The organism is Streptoalloteichus hindustanus, from assembly GCF_900129375.1.
Classification (GTDB): Bacteria; Actinomycetota; Actinomycetes; order Mycobacteriales; family Pseudonocardiaceae; genus Streptoalloteichus; species Streptoalloteichus hindustanus.
Window position 1 is genome coordinate 403,409 of sequence record NZ_FQVN01000003.1, and the last position, 25,335, is coordinate 428,743.

General features: G+C 74.3%; 25 protein-coding genes and 1 riboswitch. Of the genes, 11 read left to right on the forward strand and 14 right to left on the reverse strand.

Annotation, left to right across the window (positions count from 1 at the left end):
- Nucleotides 1-14: 14 nt before the first annotated feature.
- The 4 genes from BUE43_RS11025 to dut form a co-directional block, all read right to left on the reverse strand.
- The gene (locus tag BUE43_RS11025; RefSeq protein ID WP_073481734.1) at nucleotides 15-2,129 is read right to left on the reverse strand and encodes a putative cobaltochelatase; all 2,115 of its coding nucleotides are present in this window, start codon (nucleotides 2,127-2,129) and stop codon (nucleotides 15-17) included.
- A gap of 80 nt (nucleotides 2,130-2,209) precedes the next feature.
- Nucleotides 2,210-2,335: riboswitch (cobalamin riboswitch) on the reverse strand.
- Between the two features lie 151 nt (nucleotides 2,336-2,486).
- The gene (locus tag BUE43_RS11030; RefSeq protein ID WP_073481736.1) at nucleotides 2,487-3,125 is read right to left on the reverse strand and encodes a LysE family translocator; all 639 of its coding nucleotides are present in this window, start codon (nucleotides 3,123-3,125) and stop codon (nucleotides 2,487-2,489) included.
- 189 nt (nucleotides 3,126-3,314) lie between these two features.
- The gene (locus BUE43_RS11035) at nucleotides 3,315-3,962 is read right to left on the reverse strand and encodes a DUF3710 domain-containing protein (protein ID WP_073481739.1); all 648 of its coding nucleotides are present in this window, start codon (nucleotides 3,960-3,962) and stop codon (nucleotides 3,315-3,317) included.
- Between the two features lie 5 nt (nucleotides 3,963-3,967).
- Nucleotides 3,968-4,474: a dUTP diphosphatase gene (gene dut, locus BUE43_RS11040; protein WP_143174083.1), complete on the reverse strand. Its 507-nt coding sequence runs from the start codon at nucleotides 4,472-4,474 to the stop codon at nucleotides 3,968-3,970.
- Nucleotides 4,475-4,498: 24 nt separating this feature from the next.
- Here dut and BUE43_RS11045 point away from each other — a divergent pair, with 24 nt between their 5' ends.
- A complete protein-coding gene (locus tag BUE43_RS11045) occupies nucleotides 4,499-5,026 on the forward strand; it encodes a DUF3093 domain-containing protein (protein ID WP_407697112.1) in 528 nt (175 codons plus the stop codon).
- 315 nt (nucleotides 5,027-5,341) lie between these two features.
- Here the strand turns inward: BUE43_RS11045 and BUE43_RS11050 are convergent, their stop codons facing one another.
- On the reverse strand, nucleotides 5,342-5,641 hold the full coding sequence (locus tag BUE43_RS11050) for a DUF4193 domain-containing protein (RefSeq protein ID WP_073481745.1): 300 nt from the start codon (nucleotides 5,639-5,641) through the stop codon (nucleotides 5,342-5,344).
- A 463-nt stretch (nucleotides 5,642-6,104) separates the two neighbouring features.
- On the opposite strand from BUE43_RS11050, the gene cei reads away from it, so the two are divergent.
- The gene (gene cei, locus BUE43_RS11055) at nucleotides 6,105-6,803 is read left to right on the forward strand and encodes an envelope integrity protein Cei (RefSeq protein ID WP_234995656.1); all 699 of its coding nucleotides are present in this window, start codon (nucleotides 6,105-6,107) and stop codon (nucleotides 6,801-6,803) included.
- A 188-nt stretch (nucleotides 6,804-6,991) separates the two neighbouring features.
- Here the strand turns inward: cei and BUE43_RS11060 are convergent, their stop codons facing one another.
- Nucleotides 6,992-7,840 (reverse strand): inositol monophosphatase family protein, encoded by an 849-nt coding sequence (locus tag BUE43_RS11060; RefSeq protein ID WP_234995657.1) that lies wholly within the window; start codon nucleotides 7,838-7,840, stop codon nucleotides 6,992-6,994.
- Between the two features lie 112 nt (nucleotides 7,841-7,952).
- Here BUE43_RS11060 and ppgK point away from each other — a divergent pair, with 112 nt between their 5' ends.
- On the forward strand, nucleotides 7,953-8,714 hold the full coding sequence (gene ppgK / locus BUE43_RS11065) for a polyphosphate--glucose phosphotransferase (protein WP_073481751.1): 762 nt from the start codon (nucleotides 7,953-7,955) through the stop codon (nucleotides 8,712-8,714).
- A 219-nt stretch (nucleotides 8,715-8,933) separates the two neighbouring features.
- On the forward strand, nucleotides 8,934-10,316 hold the full coding sequence (locus BUE43_RS11070; RefSeq protein ID WP_073481754.1) for an RNA polymerase sigma factor: 1,383 nt from the start codon (nucleotides 8,934-8,936) through the stop codon (nucleotides 10,314-10,316).
- A gap of 128 nt (nucleotides 10,317-10,444) precedes the next feature.
- Here the strand turns inward: BUE43_RS11070 and BUE43_RS11075 are convergent, their stop codons facing one another.
- Nucleotides 10,445-11,242, reverse strand: coding sequence for an EamA family transporter (locus tag BUE43_RS11075; RefSeq protein WP_234995692.1), 798 nt, complete (start codon nucleotides 11,240-11,242; stop codon nucleotides 10,445-10,447).
- Nucleotides 11,243-11,529: 287 nt separating this feature from the next.
- On the opposite strand from BUE43_RS11075, the gene BUE43_RS11080 reads away from it, so the two are divergent.
- Nucleotides 11,530-11,712 carry a DUF7455 domain-containing protein gene (locus BUE43_RS11080; RefSeq protein WP_073481760.1) on the forward strand — a complete coding sequence of 61 codons (183 nt, stop codon included), beginning with the start codon at nucleotides 11,530-11,532 and terminating at the stop codon, nucleotides 11,710-11,712.
- A gap of 129 nt (nucleotides 11,713-11,841) precedes the next feature.
- On the opposite strand, the gene BUE43_RS11085 is transcribed toward BUE43_RS11080, so the two are convergent.
- Nucleotides 11,842-13,017, reverse strand: a complete 1,176-nt coding sequence (locus BUE43_RS11085; RefSeq protein ID WP_073481764.1) for an ROK family transcriptional regulator — start codon at nucleotides 13,015-13,017, stop codon at nucleotides 11,842-11,844.
- Between the two features lie 89 nt (nucleotides 13,018-13,106).
- The gene (locus tag BUE43_RS11090; RefSeq protein ID WP_234995658.1) at nucleotides 13,107-14,843 is read right to left on the reverse strand and encodes a DEAD/DEAH box helicase; all 1,737 of its coding nucleotides are present in this window, start codon (nucleotides 14,841-14,843) and stop codon (nucleotides 13,107-13,109) included.
- Nucleotides 14,844-15,077: 234 nt separating this feature from the next.
- Between BUE43_RS11090 and BUE43_RS11095 the strand changes: the two genes are divergently transcribed.
- Together BUE43_RS11095 and BUE43_RS11100 are read left to right on the forward strand one after the other, a co-directional pair.
- Complete coding sequence (locus BUE43_RS11095; protein WP_073481769.1) at nucleotides 15,078-16,199, forward strand: YihY/virulence factor BrkB family protein; 1,122 nt, start codon at nucleotides 15,078-15,080, stop codon at nucleotides 16,197-16,199.
- A gap of 219 nt (nucleotides 16,200-16,418) precedes the next feature.
- Nucleotides 16,419-16,694, forward strand: coding sequence for a WhiB family transcriptional regulator (locus BUE43_RS11100; protein ID WP_073482637.1), 276 nt, complete (start codon nucleotides 16,419-16,421; stop codon nucleotides 16,692-16,694).
- Between the two features lie 85 nt (nucleotides 16,695-16,779).
- Here the strand turns inward: BUE43_RS11100 and BUE43_RS11105 are convergent, their stop codons facing one another.
- Both BUE43_RS11105 and BUE43_RS11110 read right to left on the reverse strand, forming a co-directional pair.
- Nucleotides 16,780-18,468, reverse strand: coding sequence for a hypothetical protein (locus BUE43_RS11105; protein ID WP_073481772.1), 1,689 nt, complete (start codon nucleotides 18,466-18,468; stop codon nucleotides 16,780-16,782).
- 666 nt (nucleotides 18,469-19,134) lie between these two features.
- The gene (locus BUE43_RS11110) at nucleotides 19,135-19,404 is read right to left on the reverse strand and encodes a DUF3039 domain-containing protein (RefSeq protein ID WP_073481775.1); all 270 of its coding nucleotides are present in this window, start codon (nucleotides 19,402-19,404) and stop codon (nucleotides 19,135-19,137) included.
- A gap of 29 nt (nucleotides 19,405-19,433) precedes the next feature.
- On the opposite strand from BUE43_RS11110, the gene BUE43_RS11115 reads away from it, so the two are divergent.
- Nucleotides 19,434-20,348: a pseudouridine-5'-phosphate glycosidase gene (locus tag BUE43_RS11115; protein ID WP_073481777.1), complete on the forward strand. Its 915-nt coding sequence runs from the start codon at nucleotides 19,434-19,436 to the stop codon at nucleotides 20,346-20,348.
- Nucleotides 20,349-20,407: 59 nt separating this feature from the next.
- On the opposite strand, the gene BUE43_RS11120 is transcribed toward BUE43_RS11115, so the two are convergent.
- From BUE43_RS11120 to BUE43_RS11130, 3 genes are all read right to left on the reverse strand, one after another.
- Nucleotides 20,408-20,749, reverse strand: a complete 342-nt coding sequence (locus BUE43_RS11120) for a DUF3099 domain-containing protein (RefSeq protein ID WP_073481780.1) — start codon at nucleotides 20,747-20,749, stop codon at nucleotides 20,408-20,410.
- Between the two features lie 101 nt (nucleotides 20,750-20,850).
- Nucleotides 20,851-21,426 carry an HhH-GPD-type base excision DNA repair protein gene (locus BUE43_RS11125; protein ID WP_073481783.1) on the reverse strand — a complete coding sequence of 192 codons (576 nt, stop codon included), beginning with the start codon at nucleotides 21,424-21,426 and terminating at the stop codon, nucleotides 20,851-20,853.
- Nucleotides 21,427-21,495: 69 nt separating this feature from the next.
- Entirely contained in the window at nucleotides 21,496-22,620 is a 1,125-nt protein-coding gene (locus BUE43_RS11130) for a nuclease-related domain-containing protein (protein ID WP_073481786.1), read from the reverse strand.
- A 395-nt stretch (nucleotides 22,621-23,015) separates the two neighbouring features.
- Here BUE43_RS11130 and BUE43_RS11135 point away from each other — a divergent pair, with 395 nt between their 5' ends.
- From BUE43_RS11135 to BUE43_RS11145, 3 genes are all read left to right on the forward strand, one after another.
- Nucleotides 23,016-24,248 carry a macrolide family glycosyltransferase gene (locus BUE43_RS11135; RefSeq protein ID WP_073481789.1) on the forward strand — a complete coding sequence of 411 codons (1,233 nt, stop codon included), beginning with the start codon at nucleotides 23,016-23,018 and terminating at the stop codon, nucleotides 24,246-24,248.
- Between the two features lie 87 nt (nucleotides 24,249-24,335).
- A complete protein-coding gene (locus tag BUE43_RS11140) occupies nucleotides 24,336-24,818 on the forward strand; it encodes a helix-turn-helix transcriptional regulator (RefSeq protein ID WP_073481792.1) in 483 nt (160 codons plus the stop codon).
- Complete coding sequence (locus BUE43_RS11145) at nucleotides 24,815-25,222, forward strand: VOC family protein (RefSeq protein ID WP_073481795.1); 408 nt, start codon at nucleotides 24,815-24,817, stop codon at nucleotides 25,220-25,222. The genes BUE43_RS11140 and BUE43_RS11145 overlap by 4 nt, the downstream gene beginning before the upstream one ends.
- Nucleotides 25,223-25,335: the final 113 nt, after the last annotated feature.

Below are 25,335 nucleotides of genomic sequence, written 5' to 3' on the forward strand. Positions count from 1 at the left end.
CGCGCGTCGTCGCCTCAGGCGGCCCTGACGGCCCGGACCACGCCGGCCACCTGCTCGGCCGACAACTGCTCCAACCGCACGCACGGCGCGCCGAGCGCGGCGGCCAGCCGGTCGGGCATGCCGAGCCGCACGTGCCCGTTCTCACAGTCCACGACCACCGCGGCCACGCCGTCGGCGGCCAGCAGCGCGCCGGCGCGGGTCGCGTCGGCCACCGGGTCGCCGCCGGCGACCGGCACGGTCGCCCTGCCGTCGGTGACCAGGACCAGCAGCGGACGGCGGCGCGGGTCGCGCAGCCGCTCGATCGTCAGCACCTTGCGCGCGGTCAGCAGACCGTCGGCCAGCGGCGTGCGCCCGCCGGTGCGCAGGTGGCGCAGGCGGGCGACGGCGGCGTCGACCGACGGGGTGGGCGGGAGCGCGACCTCGGCGCTCCTGCCGCGGAAGGTGACCAGGCCGACCTTGTCCCGGCGCTGGTAGGCGTCCCGGAGCAGGGACAGCACGGCGCCGCTGACGGCGGACATGCGCTGGCGGGCGGCCATGGAGCCGGAGGCGTCGACGGCGAACAGCACGAGGTTGCCCTCGCGCCCCTCGCGCACGGCCAGCCGGAGGTCGGCGGGGCGCAGCACCAGGCCGGAGCCCCGGCGTCCCCTGGCCGCCTGGTGCGGCGCGGCGGCGGCCAGCGTGCCCACCAGGTGCAGCCCGGAACCGTCCACAGTGGAGGAACGCACCACGCGGCCGGTGCGGGACCGGGCCCGGGATCGCCGACCCGGCGCGCCCTCGCCCACGCCGGGCACCTCCAGCAGGCGGGCCCGGAACGCCGGCGCGGGAACGGCCGGCGGCCGGTCCGCCGGCGCGCGGCCGTTGTCCGAACCGGACTCGCCGGGTTCGGCGGATCCCTTTCCGGAGTCCGGGGCCGAACCCTCCGGGGCCTGCCCCGGCTCCGGCGCGCCGCCGCCGTCCGGACCGGGGTCCGGCTGGTCGGGACCGCCGTCAGGGCCGTCCGGGCCGTCGTCGGGCCCACCCGGCGGCTCCGGGTCCTCGTCCGGCCCGTCCACTGTGTCTGCCTCGGACGTCTCGGGCATCTCGGACCGGGCGTCGCGCAGCGCCTGGCTGAGCTGCTCCTCGTCCAGCCCCGGCTCGTCGAACGGGTCCCGCCGGCGGCGGTGCGGCAGCGCGAGCCGCGCGGCCACCTCGACGTCCACTTCGGACACCGCGTCCGCGCCGCGCCACGCGGCGTGCGCCATGGCCGTGCGGGCCACCACGAGGTCGGCGCGCATGCCGTCCACCTCGAACGCCGAGCACACCGAGGCGATGCGCCGCAGCTCCGCGTCCGGCAGCGCCACCGCGGCCAGCGCCCGGCGCGCGGCGGCGATCCGGCCGGCCAGCTCCGCGTCGGCCTCGGCCCACCCCGCGGCGAACCCCTCCGGGTCGGCCTCGTAGGCCAGCCGCCGGCGGATCACCTCGGTGCGGGTCGCGACGTCCCTGGACGCCGCCACGTGCACGGTGAGCCCGAACCGGTCGAGCAGCTGCGGCCGCAGCTCGCCCTCCTCCGGGTTCATCGTGCCCACCAACAGGAACGACGCGGCGTGCGAGACGGACACGCCCTCCCGCTCGACGTGCGCGCGGCCCATCGCGGCCGCGTCAAGCAACAGGTCGACCAGGTGGTCGTGCAGCAGGTTGACCTCGTCGACGTAGAGCACGCCGCGGTGCGCCGCGGCCAGCAGGCCGGGCTGGTAGGCCCGCACGCCCTCGGTCAGCGCGCGTTCCAGGTCCAGCGAGCCGACGAGGCGGTCCTCGGTCGCGCCCACCGGCAGCTCGACCAGCCGCGCCGGCCGGCGCTCGACGGCGTCGGCAGCGGCAGCGGCGTCGCCGTCGGCGAGCGCGTCCTCGGCGTGCGGGCCGTCCGGGCAGGCGGGGTCGGGACGGGCGGGGTCGCAGCCGAACCGGCAGCGGCGCACCACGGCGACACCGGGCAGCAGGGCGGCCAGCCCCCGCACGATCGTCGACTTGGCGGTGCCCTTCTCACCCCGGACGAGCACACCGCCGATCCCGGGGTGCACGGCGGTCAGCAGCAACGCCAGACGGAGGTCGTCGTGCCCGACGACGGCGGAGAACGGGTAGCGGGCCGTCACGCGCGCTCACGGCACGGGGTCATGCCATCTGTCCTTCCTCGGGTGTCCTCGCCCGGTGGAGGTCCTGGCACGAGGGACGGAGTGTCCTGGCTCCCGGATCACCGCTCCCCTCCGGCCTTCCCGGGGCCTTGGCCCCGGTGGCGCACTCGGGAGGATCGCTCCCCGGTCACAGTGGCGGGACCGCGCCGGACTCGCACCGGCTTCCTCGCACACCCCTCGTTCGGTCGGACCGGAATCGTCGCAGACGCCGACGGGCGCGACCAACCCCGACGACGGTCGCCCACGTCACCTCCGCTCCCCTGCGTGATCTCGTCCGGGGATCACAACTCCGGGGCCGGGTTCGGTGTCGCCTCCGGATCAGCCGGTCTCGGCCAGCGCCAGGGCGCCCCCGAGGCCGATCATGGTCAACCCGCTGGCGACGCGCTGGCGCACCCGCCACCGCGGGTCGCGGGCCATGCGCTGGCCGAGCGGGCCGGCGAAGGCGACCGCGAGGAGGTCGGCGAGCATGGCGGCGGCCACCACGACCACGCCGAGCACCGCGAAGACCAGCGGGGCCGGCCCGCGCTCCGGGTGCACGAAGTGCGGGATGAACGCGAGGAAGAACAGGGCGGTCTTCGGGTTGAGCACCTCGGTGAGCACACCCTGGAGGAAGGTGGCGCGGCCGCGCCGCCGCTCCCGCGCGTCGTCGAGCTCCGCCCGCGCGCCCTCGTCCCCGGCCAGCAACGCCCGCACGCCCAGGTAGAGGAGGTAGGCCGCCCCGACGAGCTTCACGACGGTGAACGCGGTGGCGGAGGTGGCGAGCAGCGCCGACAGGCCGGCGGCGGCCGCGACGACGTGGACGGTGGCGCCCACCGCGGTACCCACCACCGAGCGGACGCCCTCGCGCCACCCGCCGCTGAGCGCCCGGGCGATCACGTAGAGCATTCCCGGGCCGGGGACCGCGGCGAAGACCAGGGTCGCGCTGAGGAAGACCAACCACTCGGCGGAGTCGGGCATGGCGGCACGCTACCGATCAGCCGAAACCCCGTCATCTCCGTTCCGGTCGCCGGGAGCCCGGCTCCGGAAGCCCCGGCTCCGGGGAGTTCCAGGTTCAGGGAGTTCCGGCTGGGGGCACTGCCCCGGGAACGGCGACGGGCCCGCGCGACCGAGGTGCGCCCCGGCGCCGCGCGGACCCGCCACAAGTGATCAGCCCTGCTGCTGGGCCTGGTGCGCCTGCTGGATGTGGCGGGCGATGGGCTCCGGGAGCTCGATCGGCAACGGCGTGCGCACCGGCAGCGGCTCCTGGCCCCGCACCACGACCGTCCCCCGGACGACGTCGCGCAGCAGCTCGGTCAGCTCCTCGGCGTGGTCCACCGGCCCGGCCGCGACGCCGCGCAGCAGCCAGCGCGGGCCGTCGACGCCGACGAACCGCAGCGCCACCTCCGGCGAGGAGGCGACCAGCTCGTCGTCCCACTCGCCGCTGACCCGGGTCACCCGCGCGCCGTCCGACCGGAGCTGCTCGACCAGCTCCCGGCTGATCTCGCGCCACAGCCCGCTGCTGCGCGGCGCGGCGTAGGCGTTGACCGTCAACCGGCCGATCTCGGTGACCACGTGCACCGCCCGCACCGGGCCCGCCGGGTCGACCTCGACCTGGAGCTGCGCGCCGTCGGGCACCGGGATCCGCACCGAGCCGAGGTCGAGCCGCGACAGCTCGTCCTCCGGGGCCTCCGTCGCGTCGAACGGCCCGTCACCCGGCTCCCCGTTCCCGCCCGAAGCCGACCCACCCGCCGCGGCCGCCTCGGCGGAGCCGTCCCCGCCGTCCTCGCCACGCCGTCGACGCCGCCATCCGAACATGCCCTCTAGCCCTCCGTCGCTCCGCCGTCGGCCTCCGCCGCCGGCCCCAGCACCGCGTGCCCGCCGGTGGAGCCGTATCCGCCGGCTCCCCGCTGCGAGTCTGGCAGCTCGGCGACCTCCAGGAAGCACGCCCGCTCCACCCGTTGCACGACGAGCTGGGCGATCCGGTCGCCCCGGCGCAGCACGACCGGCTCCCGCGGGTCGTGGTTGACCAGGCAGATCTTGATCTCGCCGCGGTAGCCGGCGTCGATGGTGCCGGGCGTGTTGACCACGCTGAGGCCGACCCGCGCGGCGAGCCCCGATCGGGGGTGCACGAAGGCGGCGTAACCCATCGGCAGGGCGATCGCGACCCCGGTGCCGACCACGGCGCGTTCGCCCGGCGGCAGCACCAGGTCGCTGGTGGTCACCAGATCGGCGCCGGCGTCCCCGGGGCGGGCGTAGGCCGGCACCGGGACCTCGGGGTCGAGCCGGGTCAGCAGCACCTCGACACGGGACGGGGAAGCGTCGGACACGAGGCGCGAGACTACCCTGGCTCCGTGACCCAGAGCGTAGGCGCGGCGGCGGCCCGCGGAGGTGCCGGCGAGGTGAACGAGCGAGCGGGCCGGCGGCCCGACGGGAAGGTCCACTTCGAGCAGCGGCTGGCGGTCCCGCTGACCTGGTTCCCGCTGCCGCTGGTGGGCGCGGCGATCATGGCGGCCACCGTGCACCGGGGCTACCCCGGCGTCCGCTCGTGGCTGCCCTACGTGATCACCATCGGCGTGGTGCTCGCGTGGCTGCTGTGGATGGGCCGGGTGCGGGTGCGCGTGGTCGACGACGAGCTGTGGGTGGGCGAGGCCCACCTGCCGCTGCGGTTCGTCGGCGACGTCGAGGTCGTGCCGGCGGCGGAGAAGCGCAGGGCGCTGGGCCCCGAGCTCGACCCGGCGGCGTTCCTCGTGCACCGCGGCTGGGTGGGGCCGATGCTGCGGGTGCACCTGACCGACCCGGACGACCCCGCGCCGTACTGGATCTTCAGCGTGCGCGACCCCGAGCGGCTGGCCCAGATCCTGCGCGAGCGGGCCGCCTGACCGCGGTCCCGCCACAGCCGGCCGAACGGGCACCCGAGGCCGGGGAAGGCCGGAGCGAGGTACGGGCGAGAGCCCCGGCGGGAACCAGCCGGAGACGGAAACGGCGCGGGGCGCCTGCCGCGACGGCAGGCGCCCCGCGCCGTGTGGTCGTCCTTTCCGGGGCCGGAACGGGCCGGAACCGGTCGGGCCGCGCCCGAGACCCCGACGAGCCGCCGGTCGGCGGTCCGCCACCGGTCCTCGACCCGTCCGTCAGACGTCTCCGTCAGACGACACGGGCGGCGGGGGCCGGGTGGGCCCGGGCGGGATGAGGCAGGATCAGGCGCAGTCCCGGCAGATCATCTGCCCGTTGCGCTCCTCGGCGAGCCGGCTCCGGTGGTGTACCAGGAAGCAGCGCCCGCAGGTGAACTCGTCGTCCTGCTTCGGGAGCACCTTGACGGTGAGCTCCTCACCCGACAGGTCCGCGCCCGGCAGCTCGAAGTTCTCGTCCGGCGCGTCGGTGTCGACGTCGACCACACCGGACTGCGTCTCGTTACGCCGAGCCTTGAGCTCCTCCAACGAGTCCTCAGCCAGCTCCTCCTCCTGGCTGCGGCGCGGAGCGTCGTAGTCGGTGGCCATCGTGTTTCACCCCTGCGGTCAATGACTGTGGTTCGTGCCGCTGGACAACGTCCCAGCGCGCGAGTTTGTGCCCGCCGTCGTAGTGACGGAGGTCTCGGTTCTCCCCCTGGCCGCAACGCCCTGCGGAATCGATTCGCAACCCGTTGCCGGAGTCCCGGAGCGCGGAGAGGGTAGCCCACCGCGCAACCCCCCACTCACCCGGTCACTCATTTGTGGTGCGTTGCGCACAGCGACGGCCGGCGCACGCAACCGTGACCACCTTGTCCGCGTCTTGTCAGGGCGTTGTCGACATGGTGCGATTCACCCGTCGTGACACAGCGCTACTGATCAACTGCCGAGCGCTACGTCCGGGTGGCGAGCCGTGCGCGGGCACGCCCGCGCGGGGACCGAGAGCACGGATTAGGCTGATCAGCACGGGGTCCACGGGGCACGAGGGGCGCAGGCTCAGGGAGGACGGGAGGACGTGTCTGCCGCGAGCGCGCTGGGCAACAAGGTTCCGCGTTACCGGCGGCGTCGGCCGCTACCCGCCGTGGTGATGCTCGTCGTGCTCGGAGTGCTGTCGGTCTTCGTCTGGACGAAGGTGTTCCGGAGCACGTCCGACCTGGACGCCGCCACGAACTGCAACCCGCCGACCCCGCCCTCCACCGCGCCGGAGGCCCAGGCGCCCCCGAAGGCGGGACAGGTCCTCGGCCGCGACTCGCTGGACCGCACCGACCCCGCCGTGCCGCACCGGGTCCAGGTGCGGGTCCTCAACGCCAACGGCCAGCGCAACCAGGCGAGCCTGGTCGCCGAGGAGCTGTACTCGGCGGGCATCAACAAGGCCGCGGAGCCGGGCAACGACCCGGTCTACCCGAACTTCGACATGCACTGCCACGGCCAGATCCGCTTCGGGCCCAACGGGGCCGGCGCGGCGCGCACGGTGAGCCTGCTCGTGCCGTGCGCCCAGCTCGTCAGGGACGAGCGGCAGGACGCCACGGTGGACCTCGCGCTGGGCGGCAAGTTCGCCGACGTCAAGCCCAACCACGCGGCCAAGCGGGTCCTCGCCGACCTCAGGTCGTGGGGCGAGCGGCAGCCCACCCCCGAGGGCGGCCAGGTCGCCGAGGGCGGCCGGCCCCCGCTGGACGCGCGCCTGCTGGGTGAGGCCCGCGAGGTCCACTGCTGACCTCCCCCACCGACTCCACCGCCCCCACCGACGTCCGGGGATGTCGTGGACGCTCGCCGGCCCCCGTGTCGCGCCCCGGGGAGCACAGCCCGCGGATGCCGCCTGACCACCAACGACCTGACCACCAACGACGCGCCCTGACCGGCGCCCCTCCGACCGCGCATGGCCGGAGGGGCGCCGGTAGGAGGTCAGACAGCGGCGATGCCGGCCTCCCGCAGAACCGCGAGGAGGTCGTCGGCGATGCCGGGCGTCACCGCGAGCGTGAGGTCGCCCAGCTCGTCCCCTGGCGTTCCGGGCAGCCGCAGCAGGGCGCCCGCCTCCTCCGCGACCAGCGCGCCCGCCGCCCAGTCCCATGGCTTGAGGCCGTGCTCGAAGTAGGCGTCGAGCCACCCGGCGGCCACCCCGCACAGGTCGAGGGCCGCGGAGCCGCTCCGGCGGATGTCCCGCACCCTGCCGAGCAGGCCGTCCACCACCCCCGCCTGCCGGGACCGGCGCTCGGCCGCGTAGGCGAAGCCGGTCGCGACCAGCGACAGGTCGAGCCGGGTGGCGGCGGACACCCGCAGCCGCGCGTCGTCGCACCACGCCCCGTGCCCCCTGGCCGCGCTCCAGACCCGGCCGGTGGCCGGCTCGACCACGGCGCCCGCGACCGAGACGCCCCCGCGCCGCGCGGCGACCGACACGGCGTACCAGGGGTAGCCGTAGAGGTAGTTCACCGTGCCGTCGATGGGATCCACCACCCAGCGCACGCCGTCGTCGGCGTCGGCGTCAGCGGTGGGGCCGTCGGTGGGGCCGCCGCCCTCGCCCTCCTCCTCGCCGAGAACGGGCTCGCCGGGGCGCAGCTCGGCCAGCCGCGCGCGGATCAGCCGCTCGGCGGCGCGGTCACCGGCCGTGACGACGTCGGTCTCGCTGCTCTTCGTGTCGACCTCGGTGACGGCCGTCTCGCGCACCCGGCGCACCAGCTCGGCCGCCTCCGCGGCCACCCGGACCGCGACCGCGCGCAGGTCCTCCCCGTCCGTCACGTGCTCTGCGGTTGCCACGCCCCCCATCCGACCACATCGTCGGTCCGACGGCGCGAGGATGGTTGGGGTGGGCGGCGATGCCCTAAGGTCTGGCCAACTGTCGTCTGAATCGAGTAGGAAGGTCCACGGGATGGGCACTACCCGCGGGTTCGGCGTCGACATCGGCGGGTCCGGGATCAAGGGCTGCGTCGTCGACGTCGAGGCTGGCGCACTGGAGGGGGAGCGGCTGCGCATCCCCACCCCCCAACCGTCGACGCCCGACGCCGTCGCCGACGTGGTGGCCGAGGTCGTGGACAAGTTCGGGTGGGACGGCCCGCTGGGCGTGACCCTGCCCTGCGTGGTCAAGCGGGGCGTGGCGCACACCGCGGCGAACGTGGACAAGGCGTGGATCGGCACCGACGCCGCGGCGTTGTTCGCCCGCCGGCTGGGCCGCCAGCCGGGTGAGGTCGTCGTGTTCAACGACGCCGACGCGGCGGGCATGGCGGAGATGCGGTTCGGGGCCGGGGCCGGTCGCCCGGGCACGGTCGTGCTGCTGACCTTCGGCACCGGGATCGGCACCTCGGTGTTCCTCGACGGCCGGCTGGTGCCCAACACCGAGTTCGGGCACCTGGAGGTCGACGGCCACGACGCCGAGACCAGGGCCGCCGCCTCGGTGAAGGACGAGCTCGACCTGTCGTGGGAGGAGTGGACGGCCCGGGTCAGCCGGTACGTCCGCGCGCTGGAGAACCTGCTCTGGCCGGACCTGATCATCGCCGGCGGCGGGGTGAGCAAGAAGGCGCACAAGTGGCTTCCGCTACTCGACGTGCGCACCGAGGTCGTGCCCGCCACGCTGAAGAACGACGCCGGGATCGTGGGCGCCGCGACGGCGACGGCGGCGGGGGTGTTGCTCTGATCAGCGGACCCCTCGGGCCCCGCTGACGAGGGACGACGCCGGCGGGCCGGCGAATTCGCCGGCTCGCGGCGCAACCCCACCCAGCCGTCGTCGTTACAATGGAACGGTCCGTGACGATGGATCACGGTTCTCCCCCCGACCGCTGGCGGCCGAGGTTTCGCGCCCTCCGGCCCGCCCAGGAAGCAGTCGTTACCAGTCGACCGTCGCGAAAGGGCGTACGTGGCAGCCGCAGAAACCGCAACCCGACGCTCCAGCGCCGCCACCACGGGCGGCGCCACGTCGGCCAGGGCCGCTTCGAGCAGGAAGACGGCCGCCCCGGCCGACGTCGAGGAGACCCCGAAGACCACCTCGACCAGGAAGACGGCCGCCACCGCGGCGAAGTCGACCGGCGCCAAGGGCACTGCGAAGAAGCCGGCTGCCGGGCGGACCGCGACCAAGACCACCAGGGCGACCGCCGCCAAGAAGGGCGCCAAGGCCACCGCGGCCAAGGGCGGCAAGAAGGGCAAGGGCGACGCCGAGCTCGAGGAGTCGGTGGAGCTGGAGGAGGTCGACCTCAGCGACCTGGAGGCCGACCTCGCCGACGAGCCGGCCGCGGCGGAGGAGGAGGAGAAGGGCGACTTCGTCTGGGACGAGGAGGAGTCCGAGGCGCTGCGGCAGGCCCGCAAGGACGCCGAGCTCACCGCCTCCGCCGACTCGGTCCGCGCCTACCTCAAGCAGATCGGCAAGGTCGCGCTGCTCAACGCCGAGGAGGAGGTCGAGCTCGCCAAGCGGATCGAGGCCGGCCTCTACGCGGCGGAGCGGCTGCGCCGGGCCGAGGAGGAGAGCGAGAAGCTCTCCCCGCAGCTCCGGCGGGACCTGCGCTGGATCGTGCGGGACGGCGAGCGGGCCAAGAACCACCTGCTGGAGGCCAACCTCCGGCTCGTGGTCAGCCTCGCCAAGCGCTACACCGGCCGCGGCATGGCGTTCCTGGACCTGATCCAGGAGGGCAACCTCGGTCTGATCCGCGCGGTCGAGAAGTTCGACTACACCAAGGGCTACAAGTTCTCCACGTACGCCACGTGGTGGATCCGCCAGGCGATCACCCGCGCCATGGCCGACCAGGCCCGCACCATCCGGATCCCGGTGCACATGGTCGAGGTGATCAACAAGCTCGGCCGGATCCAGCGCGAGCTGCTCCAGGACCTGGGCCGCGAGCCCACCCCGGAGGAGCTGGCCAAGGAGATGGACATCACCCCGGAGAAGGTGCTGGAGATCCAGCAGTACGCCAGGGAGCCCATCTCGCTGGACCAGACGATCGGCGACGAGGGCGACAGCCAGCTCGGCGACTTCATCGAGGACTCCGAGGCGGTCGTGGCCGTCGACGCGGTGTCGTTCACGCTGCTGCAGGACCAGCTGCAGTCGGTGCTGGCGACGCTGTCGGAGCGGGAGGCCGGCGTGGTCCGGCTGCGCTTCGGCCTCACGGACGGCCAGCCGAGGACCCTGGACGAGATCGGCCAGGTCTACGGCGTGACCCGGGAGCGGATCCGGCAGATCGAGTCCAAGACGATGTCGAAGCTCCGGCACCCCTCGCGGTCGCAGGTGCTCCGCGACTACCTGGACTGAGCGTCCGGGGCAGCGCGCGTCCGACGGCCTCGTCGGCTCGGGAGACCGGGTCGACGAGGCCGTCGGCGTTCGGCGATGCGCCCGTCGGCGCGGCGGTCCGGGGACGCCCGGGTCGGCTCCCCGGCCGCTCACACCTCCTCGGGGGGTCGTTCGGCCTTCTCCCGGCTGCGCAACGCCACGCCGGCGACGACCGCGCCGATGCCCAGCGCCTCGCCGGGCGAGGGGATCTGCCAGAGCAGGACGACGCCCATCAGGGTGGCCGTGGCGGGCAGCAGGGCCAACAGCAACGCGAACCTCGCCTGTCCCACCCGCCGGAGCACGACCTGGTCCAGCGCGTAGGGGATGACGCTGGCCAGCACCCCGACGCCGACGCCCAGCCCGAGCAGGGACGGGGAGCTCCACGCCGGGCCGGTGGTCACGGCCAGCGGGCTGAGCAGCACGGTGGCCACCGCGAAGCCCACCGCGAGGTCGTCCAGCCCGTTGCCGCCGGTCGCCACCCGCTTGCCGAGCAGGATGTAGGCGGCCCACAACGCGGCCGCGGTGATCGCCAGCAGCACGCCGGTCGCGCTGCCCGACCACTGGACGTCCACGATGAGCCCGACGCCCAGCACCACGAGCGCCAGGGCGGCGAGGTCGCGCCGCGTGCGGGTCCCGAAGGCCGCGACCGCCATCGGGCCGGCGAACTCGACGGCCACCGCCGTGCCCAACGGCATCCGGGCGATCGCCTCGTAGAACACGACGTTCATCAACGCCGTGGTGAGGCCGAACACCCCGGCCAGGGCCAGCCGGCGGCCGCGCCACGCCGCCCGGCCCGGCCGTCGCCAGGCCAGCAGCAGCACGGCCGCGCCGAGCAGCCGGAGCCAGGCCACCCCCGAAGGGGTGAGCTGGTCGAAAAGGCGCACGGCGACGCCGGCGCCGAAGTACAAAGAACACCCGCCGACCAAGAACAACACCGGGGCCGGCAGCGTTTTCGCGGAGAGCGAACGAGGGGTCTCAGGCACCCGGTGATCCTCCATGACCTGCGAAGACTGCTGCATCCGAGTTGTTTCGACGTGACATGGCTCGCCACGTGGGACGGGAACACTGACGGCCGCCCCGGCGTCTGCAAGAGTGGAGCTAGCGATTACCGGGAACCCCACCTGTGGGACACCCAACGGGGTCGCAGCCGGATGAGGGCGTCGGCGGTGCCGGCGCCGGGACGGAGGGAGATCTCATGCCTGGAACGCTCACCCGCCCCGAGCTGACCGCTGCTGACCGCTGCGACCGCTGTGGGGCCGCCGCGCGCGTGCGCGCCGTGCTCCCCTCCGGGGGCGAGCTGTTGTTCTGCGGGCACCACGCCCGCGAGCACGAGCCGAAGCTGCGCGAGCTCGCCGCCGAGATCACCCATGGCGGCTGATCGGGTGGCGCGCAAGCGCCACGAGACAACCCGACGGGCGGGGACCGACCAGGTCCCCGCCCGTCGGCCGTTCCGGCCGGTCCGGGCGGGCTCGCTGGTCCGGACGGGTGCTGCCAGCGCGGCCGGGGCTCACACCGCGGCGAGCACCGGCTCGAAGGCCAGTTCGGCCGCGCCCAGCAGCGGCCCCTCCGCGCCGAGCACCGCGGGCGACACCCGGAGCTGACCGGAGGCGCGCGCCACCATGCTGCGGCGGCGGACCGCCTCCTCGACCCCGGCGACCACGGTGGGCGGCAGGGCCGCGAGCAGGCCGCCCAGCACCACGAGCTCGGGGGCGAGCACGTTGACCGCGTTGGCCAGGCCGAGCGCCAGCCAGTCCGCGACACCGCGCAACCGGTGCCCGGCCAGCTCCGGGTCCCCGGCCAGCGAGCGCAGCTCCGCCACGATCGCCGCGCGGTCCGCGTCGCCCGGCAGGCTCAGCGCCCGGCGCAGCGCGTCCTCGCCCACCTCGGTCTCCCAGCAGCCCCGGCACCCGCAGTAGCACTGCCGCCCGTCCGGCCGCACGACCATGTGCCCCAGTTCGCCGACGTAGCCGCCGGTCCCCCGCAGCAGGACGCCGCCGGAGATGACCCCGCCGCCGACGCCGACGTCGGCCGACAGGTAGACCGCGTCCGCGGTGTTCCGCGCCGCGCCCCGGGTGTGCTCCGCGAGCCCGCCCAGGTCGGCGTCGTTGCCCACCTGGACCGGCAGCCGCAGGGCGCGGGTCAGGTGGTCGCCCAGCGGCACGTCGCTCCAGTGCAGGTTCGGCGCCTCGTGCACCCAGCCGTCCGAGCGCCGCGCGGTGCCCGGCACGGACACCCCCACCGCCATGGCGTCGGCCCCGAGCCGCTCGGCGAGCTCGCGGCGGGCCTCGGCCACCCGGTCCACCACGTCCGCTGGCAGCACCCGGCCCCGTTCCAGCACCCAGCTCCGGCGGCCGAGCACGTCCCCGCCGATGCCCACGGCGGCGACGGTCAGCTGTTCGACGCCGACGTCCACCGCGAGCACCACCACCGCGGTCGACCGCGGCACCACCAGCAGCGAGGGGCGGCCGGCCCCCGCGCGCTGGCTGGGGACGCGCTCCAGCACCAGGCCGGCCTCCGCCAGGCCGTCGACCAGGGTCTTGATCGTGCTCCGGTTGAGCCCGAGCTCGGCGGCCAGCGCCGCGCGGGTGCACGGGCCGCCGACGTGCAGCCGGCGGAGGAGCGCGGCGCGGTTGTGCCGGCGCACGTCATCCGGTCGGGTGCCCGCGGTGGGTGGACTCGCCATCGCCCCCATCCTCCCGCCCCGGCCGCCTCGTCCCACTCCGGGTCACCGGCGCCGGGCTCGTCCCACGACCGGAGGCTACCGCCGTCGGATCACCAGGAGCGGAGCGTGGCGATGCGCTCCTCCAACTGCTCCACCGTGGCCATCGGTGTGGGCGGCCCGCCGCAGTAGCCGCGGAGCTCGGAGTGGATGCGGCCGTGCGGCTTGCCCGTCCGGTGGTGGTGCAGGGCCACCAGCGTGTTCAGCTCCCGCCGCAGGTGGGAGAGCCGCTCCTGCACCGTCTGCGGTTTGGCCACCGGCTCCGGGGCGGGCGGCGGCTCGGCCGCCCTGCGCCGGGTCGCCTCGGCCAGCTGCTTCTCCTGGCGCTGCCGCAGCAGCGCCCGCATCTGGTCGGGCGAGAGCAGACCGGGCAGGCCCAGGTAGTCCTGCTCCTCCTCGGTGCCGGCCAGCGCGGCGGTGCCGAACGAGGACCCGTCGTAGATCACCTGGTCCAGTTCGGCGGACGCGCCGAGGGCGGTGAAGGACCGCTCGTCCTCGCCCGGCTCGTCCTTGGTCCGGTTGGCGTCGGCGAGCAGTTCGTCGTCCCAGCCGTCCTTGGGCCGGTGCGGCTTGCCCAGCACGTGGTCGCGCTGCGCCTCCAGCTGGCTGGCCAGCTCCAGCAGCACGGGCACGCTGGGCAGGAACACGCTGGCCGTCTCGCCGGGGCGGCGGGCCCGCACGAACCGGCCGATCGCCTGCGCGAAGAACAGCGGGGTGGAGGCGCTGGTGGCGTAGACGCCGACCGCGAGCCGGGGCACGTCGACGCCCTCGGAGACCATCCGGACCGCGACCAGCCAGCGGTCGTCGGACTCGGCGAACTCGCCGATCCTGGCCGAGGCTCTCGGGTCGTCGGACAGCACCACGACCGGCTCGCGGCCGGTGGTGCGCTGCAGGATCTGGGCGTAGGCCTTGGCCGAGACGTGGTCCGAGGCGATGACCAGCCCGCCGGCGTCGGGCACGCCGTTGTTGCGGAGCTGGGTGAGCCGGGTGTCGGCGGCGGCGAGCACCGCGGGCATCCACTCGCCGGTCGGGTCCAGCGCGGTGCGCCACGCGCGGGCCGTCTGCTCCTGGGTCAGCGGCTCGCCCAGCCGCGCCGTGTACTCGTCGCCGGCGCTGGTCCGCCAGTGCGCCTCGCCCGAGTAGGCGAGGAAGACGACGGGGCGGACGACGCCGTCGCGCAACGCGTCGGAGTAGCCGTAGGAGTGGTCGGCCCGGCTGCGCTGGCTGCCGTCGGCGTCGGGCTCGTAGTTGACGAACGGGATCGGGTTGTCGTCGCTGCGGAACGGGGTTCCGGTCAGGGCGAGCCGGCGCACGGCGGGCGCGAACGCCTCGCGGGTCGCCTCGCCCCAGGACTTCGCGTCGCCGGCGTGGTGGATCTCGTCCAGGATCACCAGCGTCTTGCGGTTCTCGGTCCGCACCCGGTGCAGGGTGGGGTGCGCGGCGACCTGCGCGTAGGTCACGGCGACGCCCTGGAAGTCCCGGGAGGTGGCGCCCATGGCGTTGCGGAACTCGGGGTCGATCGCGATGCCCGCGGCGGCGGCCGCGGCCGCCCACTGGTGCTTGAGGTGCTCGGTGGGGGTGACCACCGTCACCTGCTCCACCGTCCGGTCGGCCAACAGCTCCGCGGCCACCCGCAGTCCGAACGTCGTCTTGCCCGCGCCCGGGGTCGCGACCGCGAGGAAGTCCCGCGGCCTGGTCGCCAGGTACCGGGTGAGCGCGCGGCGCTGCCACGCGCGCAGGGGCCGCGACGCGGCGGAGGGGGCCGAGGAGTCGGGCACAGGCTGGGCCACGGGACTTGCCGCTCCTTCCACTGGCGCACCGGCTCCACGACGTGCAAATGCCCCCACTGGCGCACGCGTCGGGGCGGGGTCCCGCCGCCGCCGCTCGCCCGAGGAGGGGGCACCGGCACTCTACCTGGCGGCCCCGTCACACCCGCCCAGCGACGCGGTCGGCGGGCGCGACACGCCGACGTGGCCGGGGGCGTGCTGTCCGGATCAGGGTGGATGCAGCATGCTTGTGCCGCGATGGGTCCGCGGTCGAACGACGACGGGCGCAGCGGCACCGCCTCCCGGCAGAGCCCGGTACCCCGTGGGCCGCTGCGTCTGTTCACGCGCACCCTGTCCCGGGCGTGGGACCACAACATCTTCTCCGAGTCGGCCGAGGCGGCGTTCTGGATCACGCTGTCGCTGCCGCCGCTGCTGCTCGGGTTGCTCGGCAGCCTGGGCTTCGTCGGGGACTGGTTCGGGCCGACGATCGTGGACGAGGTGCGGGGCAAGATCCTCGGGTTCTGTCGCACGGTGTTCACGCCCGACGTGGTCGACCGGATCATCGCGCCGACCGTGGCCGACATCCTGACCAGGGGGCGCAGCGAGATCGCGTCGATCGGCTTCGTGCTGTCGCTGTGGGCGGGGTCATCGGCCATGGCCTCGTTCGTCGACGCGATCACCGTGGCGCACGGCCAGTACAACGTCCGCAACGTCGTCTGGCAGCGGATCGTCGCGCTGCTGATGTACCTGGTCGGCCTGGTGGCGGCCGTGATCGTGCTGCCGCTGCTCGCGCTGGGGCCCGGTCTGCTGCCCAAGGTCTTCCCCGAGCCGTGGCAACCGACCGTGGTGGACCTGGTCGACCGGTTCTACTACCCGACGACGGGCGTGCTGCTGATGATCGCCCTGGCCACCCTCTACAAGGTCGCGTTGCCCAGGAAGCTGCCGTGGCACCGGGGCCTGCCGGGCGCGCTGCTGGCCATGGTCGTGTTCCTGGTGGCCAGCTCGGGCCTGCGGCTGTACATGAGCTGGATCACGGGGACCGGCTACACCTACGGGGCGCTGGCGACGCCGATCGCGTTCCTGCTGTTCGCGTTCTTCATCGGGTTCGCGATCGTCCTGGGCGCGCACTTCAACAACACGCTCCAGGAGATGTGGCCGGCCAGGATGTCCCGCAGGGAGCGGCGGCGCTGGCGGCGGCTGGAGATGGAGCGGGCGGCCGAGCGGCTGCGGCGGGAGCAGGCCGAGCAGGCCCGGCGGCAGCGCCGGCAGGCGGCCAGGATTAGGGCCGCCGAGCGGACGCACCAGGCGCCGTCGCCGGCCGACACCCACGACACGGTTCCGCTGCGCCGCGAGACCCGTCCGACTCCCACTGACGAGTGACCCCTGATCCGGGGTTGACGATCACTCTGTGGTCCAGAGCACGTCAGGTTTGACCCCCGAGTGGTGGGGCATCCCGACCGGGACGACAGCGCGGGACACCCGCTTCCGGGTGCCGCGGAAGACCCGCACGGGTTCGGCGCCCGGGACGGACTGCAGCCGCGTCCCCCGCCCGCGCCGCCACCACACCCGGTGCGACGGACCAGGCTCGAGGAGGCGGTCGTGGCCGACACTCGCAGGTTGCCGAAGCCGGTGAGCGACGTCTGGGACTGGCAGCTCCACGCCGCGTGTCGGGGGATGAACAGCGCGCTGTTCTTCCACCCGGAGCGGGAGCGGGGCGCGGCCCGGCAGGCCAGGGAGGAACGGGCCAAGGCGATCTGCCGGAGCTGCCCGGTGATGACCGAGTGCCGGCGGCACGCGCTGCGCGTGCACGAGACCTACGGCGTCTGGGGCGGGCTCGGCGAGTCCGAGCTGCGGACGATGATCCACGAGAGCTGACCGGCGGCGCGCACCCGCCACCCGACGGGCCCGGAACCCACCGCCAGGGGTTCCGGGCCCGTCGCCACCCGCTCCGCCAGCTGAGTCAGAGGGGCCGGCCGCCCTCGCCGGTGATCGGCGACGCGATCTGGCCCAGCAGGTCGTTGACCTGGGTGTTGCCCTGGAAGGCGTGGACGGGGATGCCGGGGTCGATGGTCGGCTTGCGCTTCGGCCTGCCCGGAGAGGTGGCGACGTCCGGCTTCTCCTCGGGCGCGCCGGCGGGCGCCGCTCCCCCACCCGTCGGCGCGGGCGCACCCGCGGTCGTGCCGGAGCCGGTGGCCGGGGCGGCCGCGGTCTGGACGGCCTCGGCGGCGTCGGTCGTCTCGGTGTCCTTCTCGGTGTCCTTCTCGTCGTCGTCCTCGTCCTGCACCGGCTTGGCCGCCGGCTTCGGCGCGCTCGGCTTGAGCCCGACGCTCTTGGTGATCGGTACCTGCCCCAGCGCGCTGGTCACCAGCTTCGTCACCGGGTTCGAGCCGTTGGTCAGCGCCTGGGTGCCGGGAGCCAGCTTGCCGGCCCTCGGGGTCAGCTCGGCCGAGGCCGGCTCGGCGGACCTCGGCGTCGGCTGGGCGGGCGGGGCGCTGACCGGCATGCCCATCATCGGGCCGAACGGGTTCGGCGACGACGACGAGTTCTTGGTGATCGGCATCAACATGCCCAGGGTGTTGGTCGACCCGGGGTTGAGGTCGGGCGCCGGGCGCGAGAGGGCCTGCAGCGCCTCCTTGCGGAGCAACGGCTCCAGCACGTCGACCTCGTCCAAAGTGGGCAGGGTGAGCGGCTTCGCGAACGGCTCGATGGTCTGGCCGTGCACCAGGTCGGCCTCGACGCCGTAGTCGCCGGCGGCCAGGGCCTGGGGCCGCTTCCTGTTGTAGGGCGCGAACTCCAGCTTCGCGAGGTGGTTGGCGTCCTGCAGCACGCCGACGTTCTCCAGCGCCCCGGTCACGCCGAACTTCGGTCGGCCGGGCGGTTCGGCCGGCGCCGCGGACCTGGGGCTGGCGGCGGGCGGCCGCCCCTGCAGCACGTCGAGCACCGCCTCCACCTGCCGCAGGTCGGTGAGCGGGCGCTCCTGCTGGACCTGGTGGGCGATGCCGGTCGCGGTGCCCCGCAGGGCGTGGCCGGTCCCGCTGAGGGTGGTGGCCGGCGACTGCGGGCGCTTCCTCAGCTCCTGGGCGAGGTGCTTGCTCGCCTTGTCGAGGGTGGTCTCCATGGTGTCGGCGGCCGCCATGCCGGCCTGGACGGGGGCGTTGGGGAGCGTGGCGTGCAGCGTGGTGTCCGCGCACGGGACCCGCTTGCTGCTGGGCGCCTGCTCGTAGGGGCCGTGGCAGGTGTCCAACGGCAGCTCCACCCTGACCTCCTCGGGGGTGGTGGAGACCGCGTTGGCGGTGCTCAACGCGTCGTGGTCCTTCTGGGCGTGGCCCTGGGGCCTGGCGCCAGCCCCGCCGCCGGGCTTCTTCCCGTCCGCCTTGGTGGCCTCGGGCTTCTGCGCGGCGGGCTTCTGCGCGTCAGGCTTCTTGGCCTCGGGCTTCTTCGCGTCGCCGATGGGGGCCTTGCTGGGCGTGGTGGCCTTGGCGGGCGCGGCGGGCTGCGCGGCGGTGGCCGACGCCGGGTGGGGAGCGGAGTGGTGACCGTCGGGGTCGGGCTTCGCGGACGCCTGCGTCGTGGCCATCGCCGTGGTCATCGCCGCGACTCCCGCGGCCAGCACCGCCGCGTGGAAGGTGCGCTTCGTCCAGGGACGCAAGATGTGTCTCCTCCGGTCTTGTGGATGTGCGCCTCCCCACGGCGGCGGCGTCCTGAGCGGGCGGTCGGGGTGGCCGCTGGCAGCCGGGGGCGCGTCTGTTCGCCGGCGACGAGCCGAAGATCACCACCGGTCGGCTGAGATCGGCATCGGGGCGCGGGCCGGGGTTCTTGAGGCCCTCCGGACCAGGACAACCGGTCGTGCGGGCCCGACGACCCGGAAGCCTCACGCGCCGATGCGGCCGGTGAACGCCGGTCCGGACGACGGTGGACCCGACATCACCCGGAGGGCGGCCCCGCCCCCGACCGGGGAAGAGGGGCGCTCGTCACCGCTGGCCCGGCGGCGGAACACGCAAAAGGGGCGGACCTTTGGTCCGCCCCTTGCTTCGTGCAGTGACTCGGGTCGTCGTTCATCACCGGAACGAGAGACACGGCGCCACGCGAGGGGGTGACGCTCTCTTCCCGGCCGACACCGGGACACGACGAGGCCCCCGGGAGCAGGGGTGTGTGAACGCCCTCGGCGGTCACCGCCGCCACTGCCCTGGGGGCCTCGTTCGTGCGAAGGCCAGCCCGCGCCTCAGGGGCCGTCAGGAAGACGAGCACCCGAGAACGCGGAACGGGTGCGGAGCGCCTCCCGGTCGCTCACCCCCGGTCGGGGTGTCAGCGCTGGTCACTCGCCGCCGTCGCCGCCGGACGGGAGCGACTCGTAGATCCGCTTGCACTCCGGGCACACGGGGGAGCCGGGCTTGGGCGAGCGGGTCACCGGGAACACCTCACCGCACAGCGCGACCACGTGCGTCCCCATGACCGCGCTCTCCGCGATCTTGGACTTGCGCACGTAGTGGAACATCTTCGGGGTGTCGTCCCCGGTCTGGTCGGTGCCCTCCGGACGGGTGTCGACGTCCGGACGGGTCTTGGTGGCAGTGCTCACGCCATCCATGATGCCTCACACGGGAAGCGGGTGGTGACGTGCTCCGAGTCGCGGACGAGGTGGCGGCGGCGCTGGCGGAGGCCCGGCCGGTCGTGGCGCTGGAGAGCACCCTGCTGGCGCACGGCCTGCCCGAGGGGCGCAACCGGGAGGTGGCCGACGAGCTGGAACGGGCGGTGCGCGCGGCCGGGGCGGTGCCGGCGACGATCGCCGTGCTGGACGGCGTGCCGCGCGTCGGGCTCTCCGGGGCGGAGCTGGACCGGGTGTGCGACCGCCGCGCGGGGCTGCTCAAGTTGTCGCGCCGGGACCTGGGGCCGGCGCTGGCCCTGGGCCGCAGCGGCGCGACGACGGTGGCGGGCACGGCGTCCCTCGCGCACCGCGCCGGCGTCGGCGTCTTCGCGACCGGCGGGCTGGGCGGCGTCCACCGCGACGCCTCGGTGACCTGGGACGTCTCGGCGGACCTGGACGTGCTCGCCGACACGCCGGTGCTGGTGGTCTGCTCGGGCGTGAAGTCCGTGCTGGACGTGCCGGCGACGCTGGAGCTGCTGGAGACCCGGTCGGTGCCGGTCCTCGGCTACCGCACCGAGCGCTTCCCCGCCTTCTACCTGCGCGATTCCGGGCTGGAGGTGCCGTGGCGGGTGGACAGCCCTGCCGAGGCGGCGTCGGTCGTCGCCGCGCACCGCGCGTCCGTGCCCGGCTCGGCGGGTGTGTTGTTGGTCAACCCGGTCCCCGCCGAGCACGAGATGGACCGGTACCTGCACGACCGCCTGCTCGCCGAAGGTGAGAAGGCGCTCCGCGAGCGCGGCGTGCGCGGCAAGGCCGTGACACCGGTGTTGCTGGCGCACTTCCACGAGCACAGCGGCGGCGCGAGCCTGGCCGCGAACGTCGCGCTGGTCCTGGCCAACGCGACGCTGGCGGCCGAGGTCGCCGTGGCGTTGGCCGCGCCCCCGAGCTGACCGGACGACAGCGCCGACCGAACCGGAGCCGCCGGAGCGGACCGGGCGGAACCGCCGGCTCAGCTGTTGATGACCGGGTGCTCGCGCCCCTCCAGCTGCCGGTCCGACCGCCGGCTCCGGAACCAGCTCGCCTTCTCCGCCTTGCGCGGCGGGCGGTCGTTGGCGATGAGCACCGCCATCCACGGCAGTGGCACGGAGAGCAGGATGAACAACAGCGCCAGCCACGGCACCTGGTAGCTGAGCCCGGCGGCGATCAGGCACGGGAAGCGCAGCGACATCATGATCGCGTACTTGCGGCGCCGCGCGGCGTGCTGGTCGTCGTAGGACGGAGCCGCCTCGGTGATGAGGACCGGGGTGTCGTCCCGCTGCGAACCCTTCACGACTCCACCTCCCTCCCCCATGGTCCCACCGGACGGGTCACCGCGAAACCCGGCCCCACTGACGTTCCGCGCACGACCGGCGTGCTACTGATCACCCGACCGAGGGGGCGGCGTCGACCGGGTCAGCCCTTCTTCGCCGCGGCCTTGGCCTGCTTCTTGACGGCCCGCACCTCCTGGAGGGTCCGCTCGTCGACCACGTCGGCGATCGAGCGCCGCGCGCCCTCCTCGCCGTAGGCCCCCGCGGCCTCCCGCCAGCCGGCCGGCCGCACGTCCCGCTGCTTGCCCAGCAGGGCCAGGAAGATCTTCGCCTTCTGCTCGCCGAATCCCGGCAGGTCCTTCAGGCGCCGCAGCACCTCGGCGCCGTCCGGCGACCCGTCCGACCACAGGGCGTCGACCCGGCCGTCGTAGCGCTCCACGAGGTACCGGCTCAACGCCTGCAACCGCTTGGCCATGGCGCCGGGGAAGCGGTGGACCGCCGGCGGACCGGCGCAGGCGGCGGCGAACTCGTCGGGGTCCATCTCCGCGACGCGGTGCACGTCGAGCCCGCCGAGCCGGTCGGCGAGCAGCCTCGGCCCCGCGAAGGCACGCTCCATCGGCACCTGCTGGTCGAGCAGCATGCCGGCGAGCAGGGCGAACGGGTCGTCGGACAGCAGCTTGTCGGCCTCGGCGTCGCCAGTCAGGCGCAGCGTCTTGGGCATGGTTCCATTCTCTCCGGGCGGTGGGGTGCGGGCAGGACCCGCCCGGTCCACGACCGGACCGGGCCGACGTCAGACCGGGGCCGGTTCGGACACGACCTGGTCGAGCACGGTGCGGAACACGTCGCGGTCCACGGTCGCCGGCTCGCGCGCCAGCCACTCGCCGACCTCGCGCACGAAGTGCTCCGGCGTCATCGGCGGGGCCGGGACGTCGGCCGGCTCGTCGGTGGTGACCTCCCCGGCCCGGCTGGGGTAGATCAGCAGGGCACCCCGCACCTCGACCTCGGGCAGGAGCTCCCGGTACCGGGCCACGGCCTCGGGCAGCCGGATGGCGCCGCCCCGGAAGAGGTGGCCGTTGCGGGTCAGCTCGCCGGCATCGTCGGCGCCGTAGTGCCCGGGCAGCCACAGCTTCGACTCGATCAGCACGAGCCGGCGGCCGCACAGGACGGCGTGGTCGACGTCGGCGAACACCGAGCCCGGCAGCGCGAGGCCGTGGAAGATCCGCACGCCGGGCAGCCGGGTGAGGTACCGGTTCAGCAGGGTCGCGGTGAGCCGCTCGCCCTGCTCGTCGCGTTCCCGGCCGGGCTGGCCGAACTCCCGGCGGCCGTCGTGCTCGGCGGCGAACGCCCGTTCGGCCCGGATGGCCGTGAGGTAGGCCCGGAGCAGGCGGTGCACCAGCGCCGCGGCGGCGACCAGGACCAGCAGCCAGAGGCCGAGCAGCAGCGGGGTGAGCTCGACCAGCAGCAGGACCGGTAACAACAGGACGGCGCCGCCGAGCGCGGCCACCATCGGGGCGTGCCCCGGCCCGGTGTGGGGCGTGTACCGGACCCGCTCCTCGGCGTTGACGCGACGCCACCAGGGGATCGCGTCCACGTCGACGTCCGGGGGGTCGGGCACGAAGTCGGGGTCCTCCCCGAACTCCCGCGCCCGTCCGCCGCTCGGCCGGCGAGGCCGGGTCCACCGGGTCCTCGGCGCGGCGGCCGGCTCCGGCGGGCGCTCGCCGCGCCGGTCGTACTCGGCGCGGCGCGCGGGGTCGGACAGGGTCTCGTACGCCTGCCGGAGCAGGCGGAAGGTGCCCGCCGTGCCGCCCGCGTCCGGGTGCATGACCTTGGCCAGGGACCGGTACGCCGACTTGATCTCCGCCGCCGACGCCGCCCGGTTGACGCCGAGCAACTCGTAGTAGTCGACCTCAGGCACTACTCCGCCTACCTCCCGCGCGTGCGCGGCAACCATAGGGGGTCGGGTTCGTCCGGGTTGGCGCGGGCGGCGGGTGGCGGGGACGGCCAGTCGCGGTAAAGGGAATGCGCACGGGAGCCGGCGCCGGCTAGCCTCCCCCGCATGGGTTCCCTCTACAGCCCGATCGCGGTTCTGTACCACTGACACCGCGTGGTCACGGCGTTCTCCGCGTCGCCTGAGCGCGACGCGTCATCGCCGTCCCCTCCTTCCTCCCGCTGCCGCCCGTTCCGGCGGTCGGTCCCGCCCGCTCCGGCGTGGCCGCCTCCGTCCGGTGACCAGGTCACTCACCTGGCTCCTCGGCATGCGGACTTCTGGGCAACCACGCGACATCCAGACGTGATCAGGAGAGTTCACCCATGGCTCGCACCGTGAGCACCAGTCCGACCACCTCGTCGCGCCGCGACGGCGTCCGCCCGGCGCACGTCCTCGTCTCGACGGCCCCGGCGCACGGGCACGTCAACCCGATGCTCGGGATCGTCACCGAGCTGGCCGCCAGGGGCCACCGCGTCAGCTACACGACCACCGAGGAGTTCGTGCCCCGGGTCGAGGCCGCCGGCGCGACGGCGGTGACCTACGACTCGGTCCTGCCGTCCGGTCCCCACGCGGAGTGGCCGGAGGACCTCCAGGAGGGGCAGTTGCTCTTCCTCAGGGAGACCGAGAACGTGCTGCCGCAGTTCGAGGCGGCGTTCCGTGACGACCGACCCGACGTGGTGCTGTCCGAGGACCCGACGGGCGCCGGCCGGTTGCTGGCGGAGAAGTGGGGCGTTCCCGCGATCCACATGTGGGAGTACCTCGCGATGAACGAGCACTGGACGATGCAGGACGAGATGGACTCGTACGACGCGGAGAACCCCGCGACGGTCGAGTACTTCACGCGCCTGACCGCGCTCCTGTCCTCTTTGGACATCGCCGCGTCGCCGGAGGAGCACTTCGGGAAGGTTCTGCGCGGCGGGATCGCGCTCTACCCCCGCTCCTTCCAGTACCGGGGCGAGACCTTCGGCGACGAGTTCGCGTTCGTCGGCCCCTGCCTCGGGGACCGGGACTTCCAGGGCGGGTGGCAGGCGCCCGGGGACGGCCGGCCGGTCGTCCTGGTGTCGCTCGGCTCGGCCTACAACCAGCGCCCGGAGTTCTACCGGACGTGCTTCCAGGCGTTCGGCGACCTGCCGTGGCACGTCGTGCTGTCCATTGGCCAGCGCCTCGACCCGGCGGCGCTCGGCCCGGCGCCGGCCAACGTCGAGGTGCACGCGCACGTCCCGCAGCTCGCGGTGCTGGCCGAGGCCAGCCTGTTCGTCACGCACGCGGGCATGGGCGGCACGATTGAAGCCCTCTACCACGGCGTGCCGATGGTGGCCATCCCGCAGATGCTGGAGCAGGAGTTCAACGCCAGGCGCGTCGAGGAGCTCGGCCTCGGGCGGATGCTGCGGCCCGAGGACGTCACCGTCGAGTCGCTGCGCACGGCCGCCCTGACGGTCGCGGCCAGCGGCCCGGTGCGGGAACGGGTCCTGGCGATGCGGGACGAGACGCGGCGGGCCGGCGGCGCGGCCGCCGCCGCGGACGTCGTCGAGGCCCGGTTGGCCGCCAGGAAGTGACGGGTCAGTGATTGGGCGAGGTGGGGCCGCTCTGCGCTCCCACCTCGCCCGCCGTCCGGTGTCGGTGCGGGTGCCGATACTCCTCGCGTGTCACGCGTCCACCCCGCACTTCTGCCCCACCTGCGCCGCGCCAAAGATCTCGCGGACCGCTGTTACGCCGAACCGCTGGACCTGGCGGCGTTCGCGGCGGCCGCGGGCTGCTCGCGCCACCACTTCCTCCGCTGTTTCCAGGCGGCGTACGGGGAGACGCCCGGCCGGTACCTCACCCGCCGGCGGATCGAGCGGGCCAGGGATTTGTTGCGGCACACCAACCTGAGCGTGACCGAGATCTGCCACCTGGTCGGCTTCAGCAGTCTGGGGTCCTTCAGCGCGCGTTTCTCCGGTCTGGTGGGCATCTCGCCCTCGCGGTACCGGGAGGAGGCGACGCGCTCCGGCCCCGCGCCGATTCCCGGCTGCTTCGTCCTGATGTGGACCAGGCCGCACGACAACAGCTCAATCGCGGAGAAGCGCACCGCCCCGGCCCGCTCCTACGGTCGTCCTGTCGATCACGAGGAAAGGGAAGGCACATGATCACTCGGCTGTCGCACGCGCCGGTGTGGGTCCTGGACCAGGACTCCGCGAAGCGGTTCTACACGAAGGTCCTGGGCTTCGAGGTGCGGCACGACGCGACGATGGACGGCCTGCGCTGGCTCACCGTCGGCCCGAAGGGGCAGCCGGACCTGGAGCTCATCCTGGCCAAGCCGGCGCCGCCGATGGTGGACGAGGCGACCGCCGAGCAGATGCGGACGCTGGTGGGCAAGGGCGTGCTCGGCGCGGGCGCTTTCAGCACGGAGGACTGCCGCGCCGCCGTGGAGGAGTTGCGGGCCAAGGGGGTGACGATCCTCCAGGAGCCGGCAGAGCGTCCGTACGGCGTCGAGGCCGTCTTCCGGGACGATTCCGGGAACTGGTTCAGCCTCACCGAGGCCAGGCGCTGACATCGCCGGCGACTTCGGCGCGGCCCCGCCTGTTGTTGGCGGGGACACGTTCCCCGTTGTCACGGATTTCGTTGGCAGGACAACACTTTCGGCCGGCCGCCGATAACTCGACG

What these genes read in the sequence shown, in the direction of transcription:
- BUE43_RS11030 (WP_073481736.1), bottom strand. Translation starts at nt 3,125, where the DNA reads ATGCCCGACTCCGCCGAGTGGTTGGTCTTCCTCAGCGCGACCCTGGTC.
- BUE43_RS11035 (WP_073481739.1), bottom strand. Translation starts at nt 3,962, where the DNA reads ATGTTCGGATGGCGGCGTCGACGGCGTGGCGAGGACGGCGGGGACGGC.
- BUE43_RS11050 (WP_073481745.1), bottom strand. Translation starts at nt 5,641, where the DNA reads ATGGCCACCGACTACGACGCTCCGCGCCGCAGCCAGGAGGAGGAGCTG.
- ppgK (WP_073481751.1), top strand. Translation starts at nt 7,953, where the DNA reads ATGGGCACTACCCGCGGGTTCGGCGTCGACATCGGCGGGTCCGGGATC.
- BUE43_RS11080 (WP_073481760.1), top strand. Translation starts at nt 11,530, where the DNA reads ATGCCTGGAACGCTCACCCGCCCCGAGCTGACCGCTGCTGACCGCTGC.
- BUE43_RS11085 (WP_073481764.1), bottom strand. Translation starts at nt 13,017, where the DNA reads ATGGCGAGTCCACCCACCGCGGGCACCCGACCGGATGACGTGCGCCGG.
- BUE43_RS11095 (WP_073481769.1), top strand. Translation starts at nt 15,078, where the DNA reads ATGGGTCCGCGGTCGAACGACGACGGGCGCAGCGGCACCGCCTCCCGG.
- BUE43_RS11110 (WP_073481775.1), bottom strand. Translation starts at nt 19,404, where the DNA reads ATGGATGGCGTGAGCACTGCCACCAAGACCCGTCCGGACGTCGACACC.
- BUE43_RS11120 (WP_073481780.1), bottom strand. Translation starts at nt 20,749, where the DNA reads ATGGGGGAGGGAGGTGGAGTCGTGAAGGGTTCGCAGCGGGACGACACC.
- BUE43_RS11125 (WP_073481783.1), bottom strand. Translation starts at nt 21,426, where the DNA reads ATGCCCAAGACGCTGCGCCTGACTGGCGACGCCGAGGCCGACAAGCTG.
- BUE43_RS11135 (WP_073481789.1), top strand. Translation starts at nt 23,016, where the DNA reads ATGGCTCGCACCGTGAGCACCAGTCCGACCACCTCGTCGCGCCGCGAC.
- BUE43_RS11145 (WP_073481795.1), top strand. Translation starts at nt 24,815, where the DNA reads ATGATCACTCGGCTGTCGCACGCGCCGGTGTGGGTCCTGGACCAGGAC.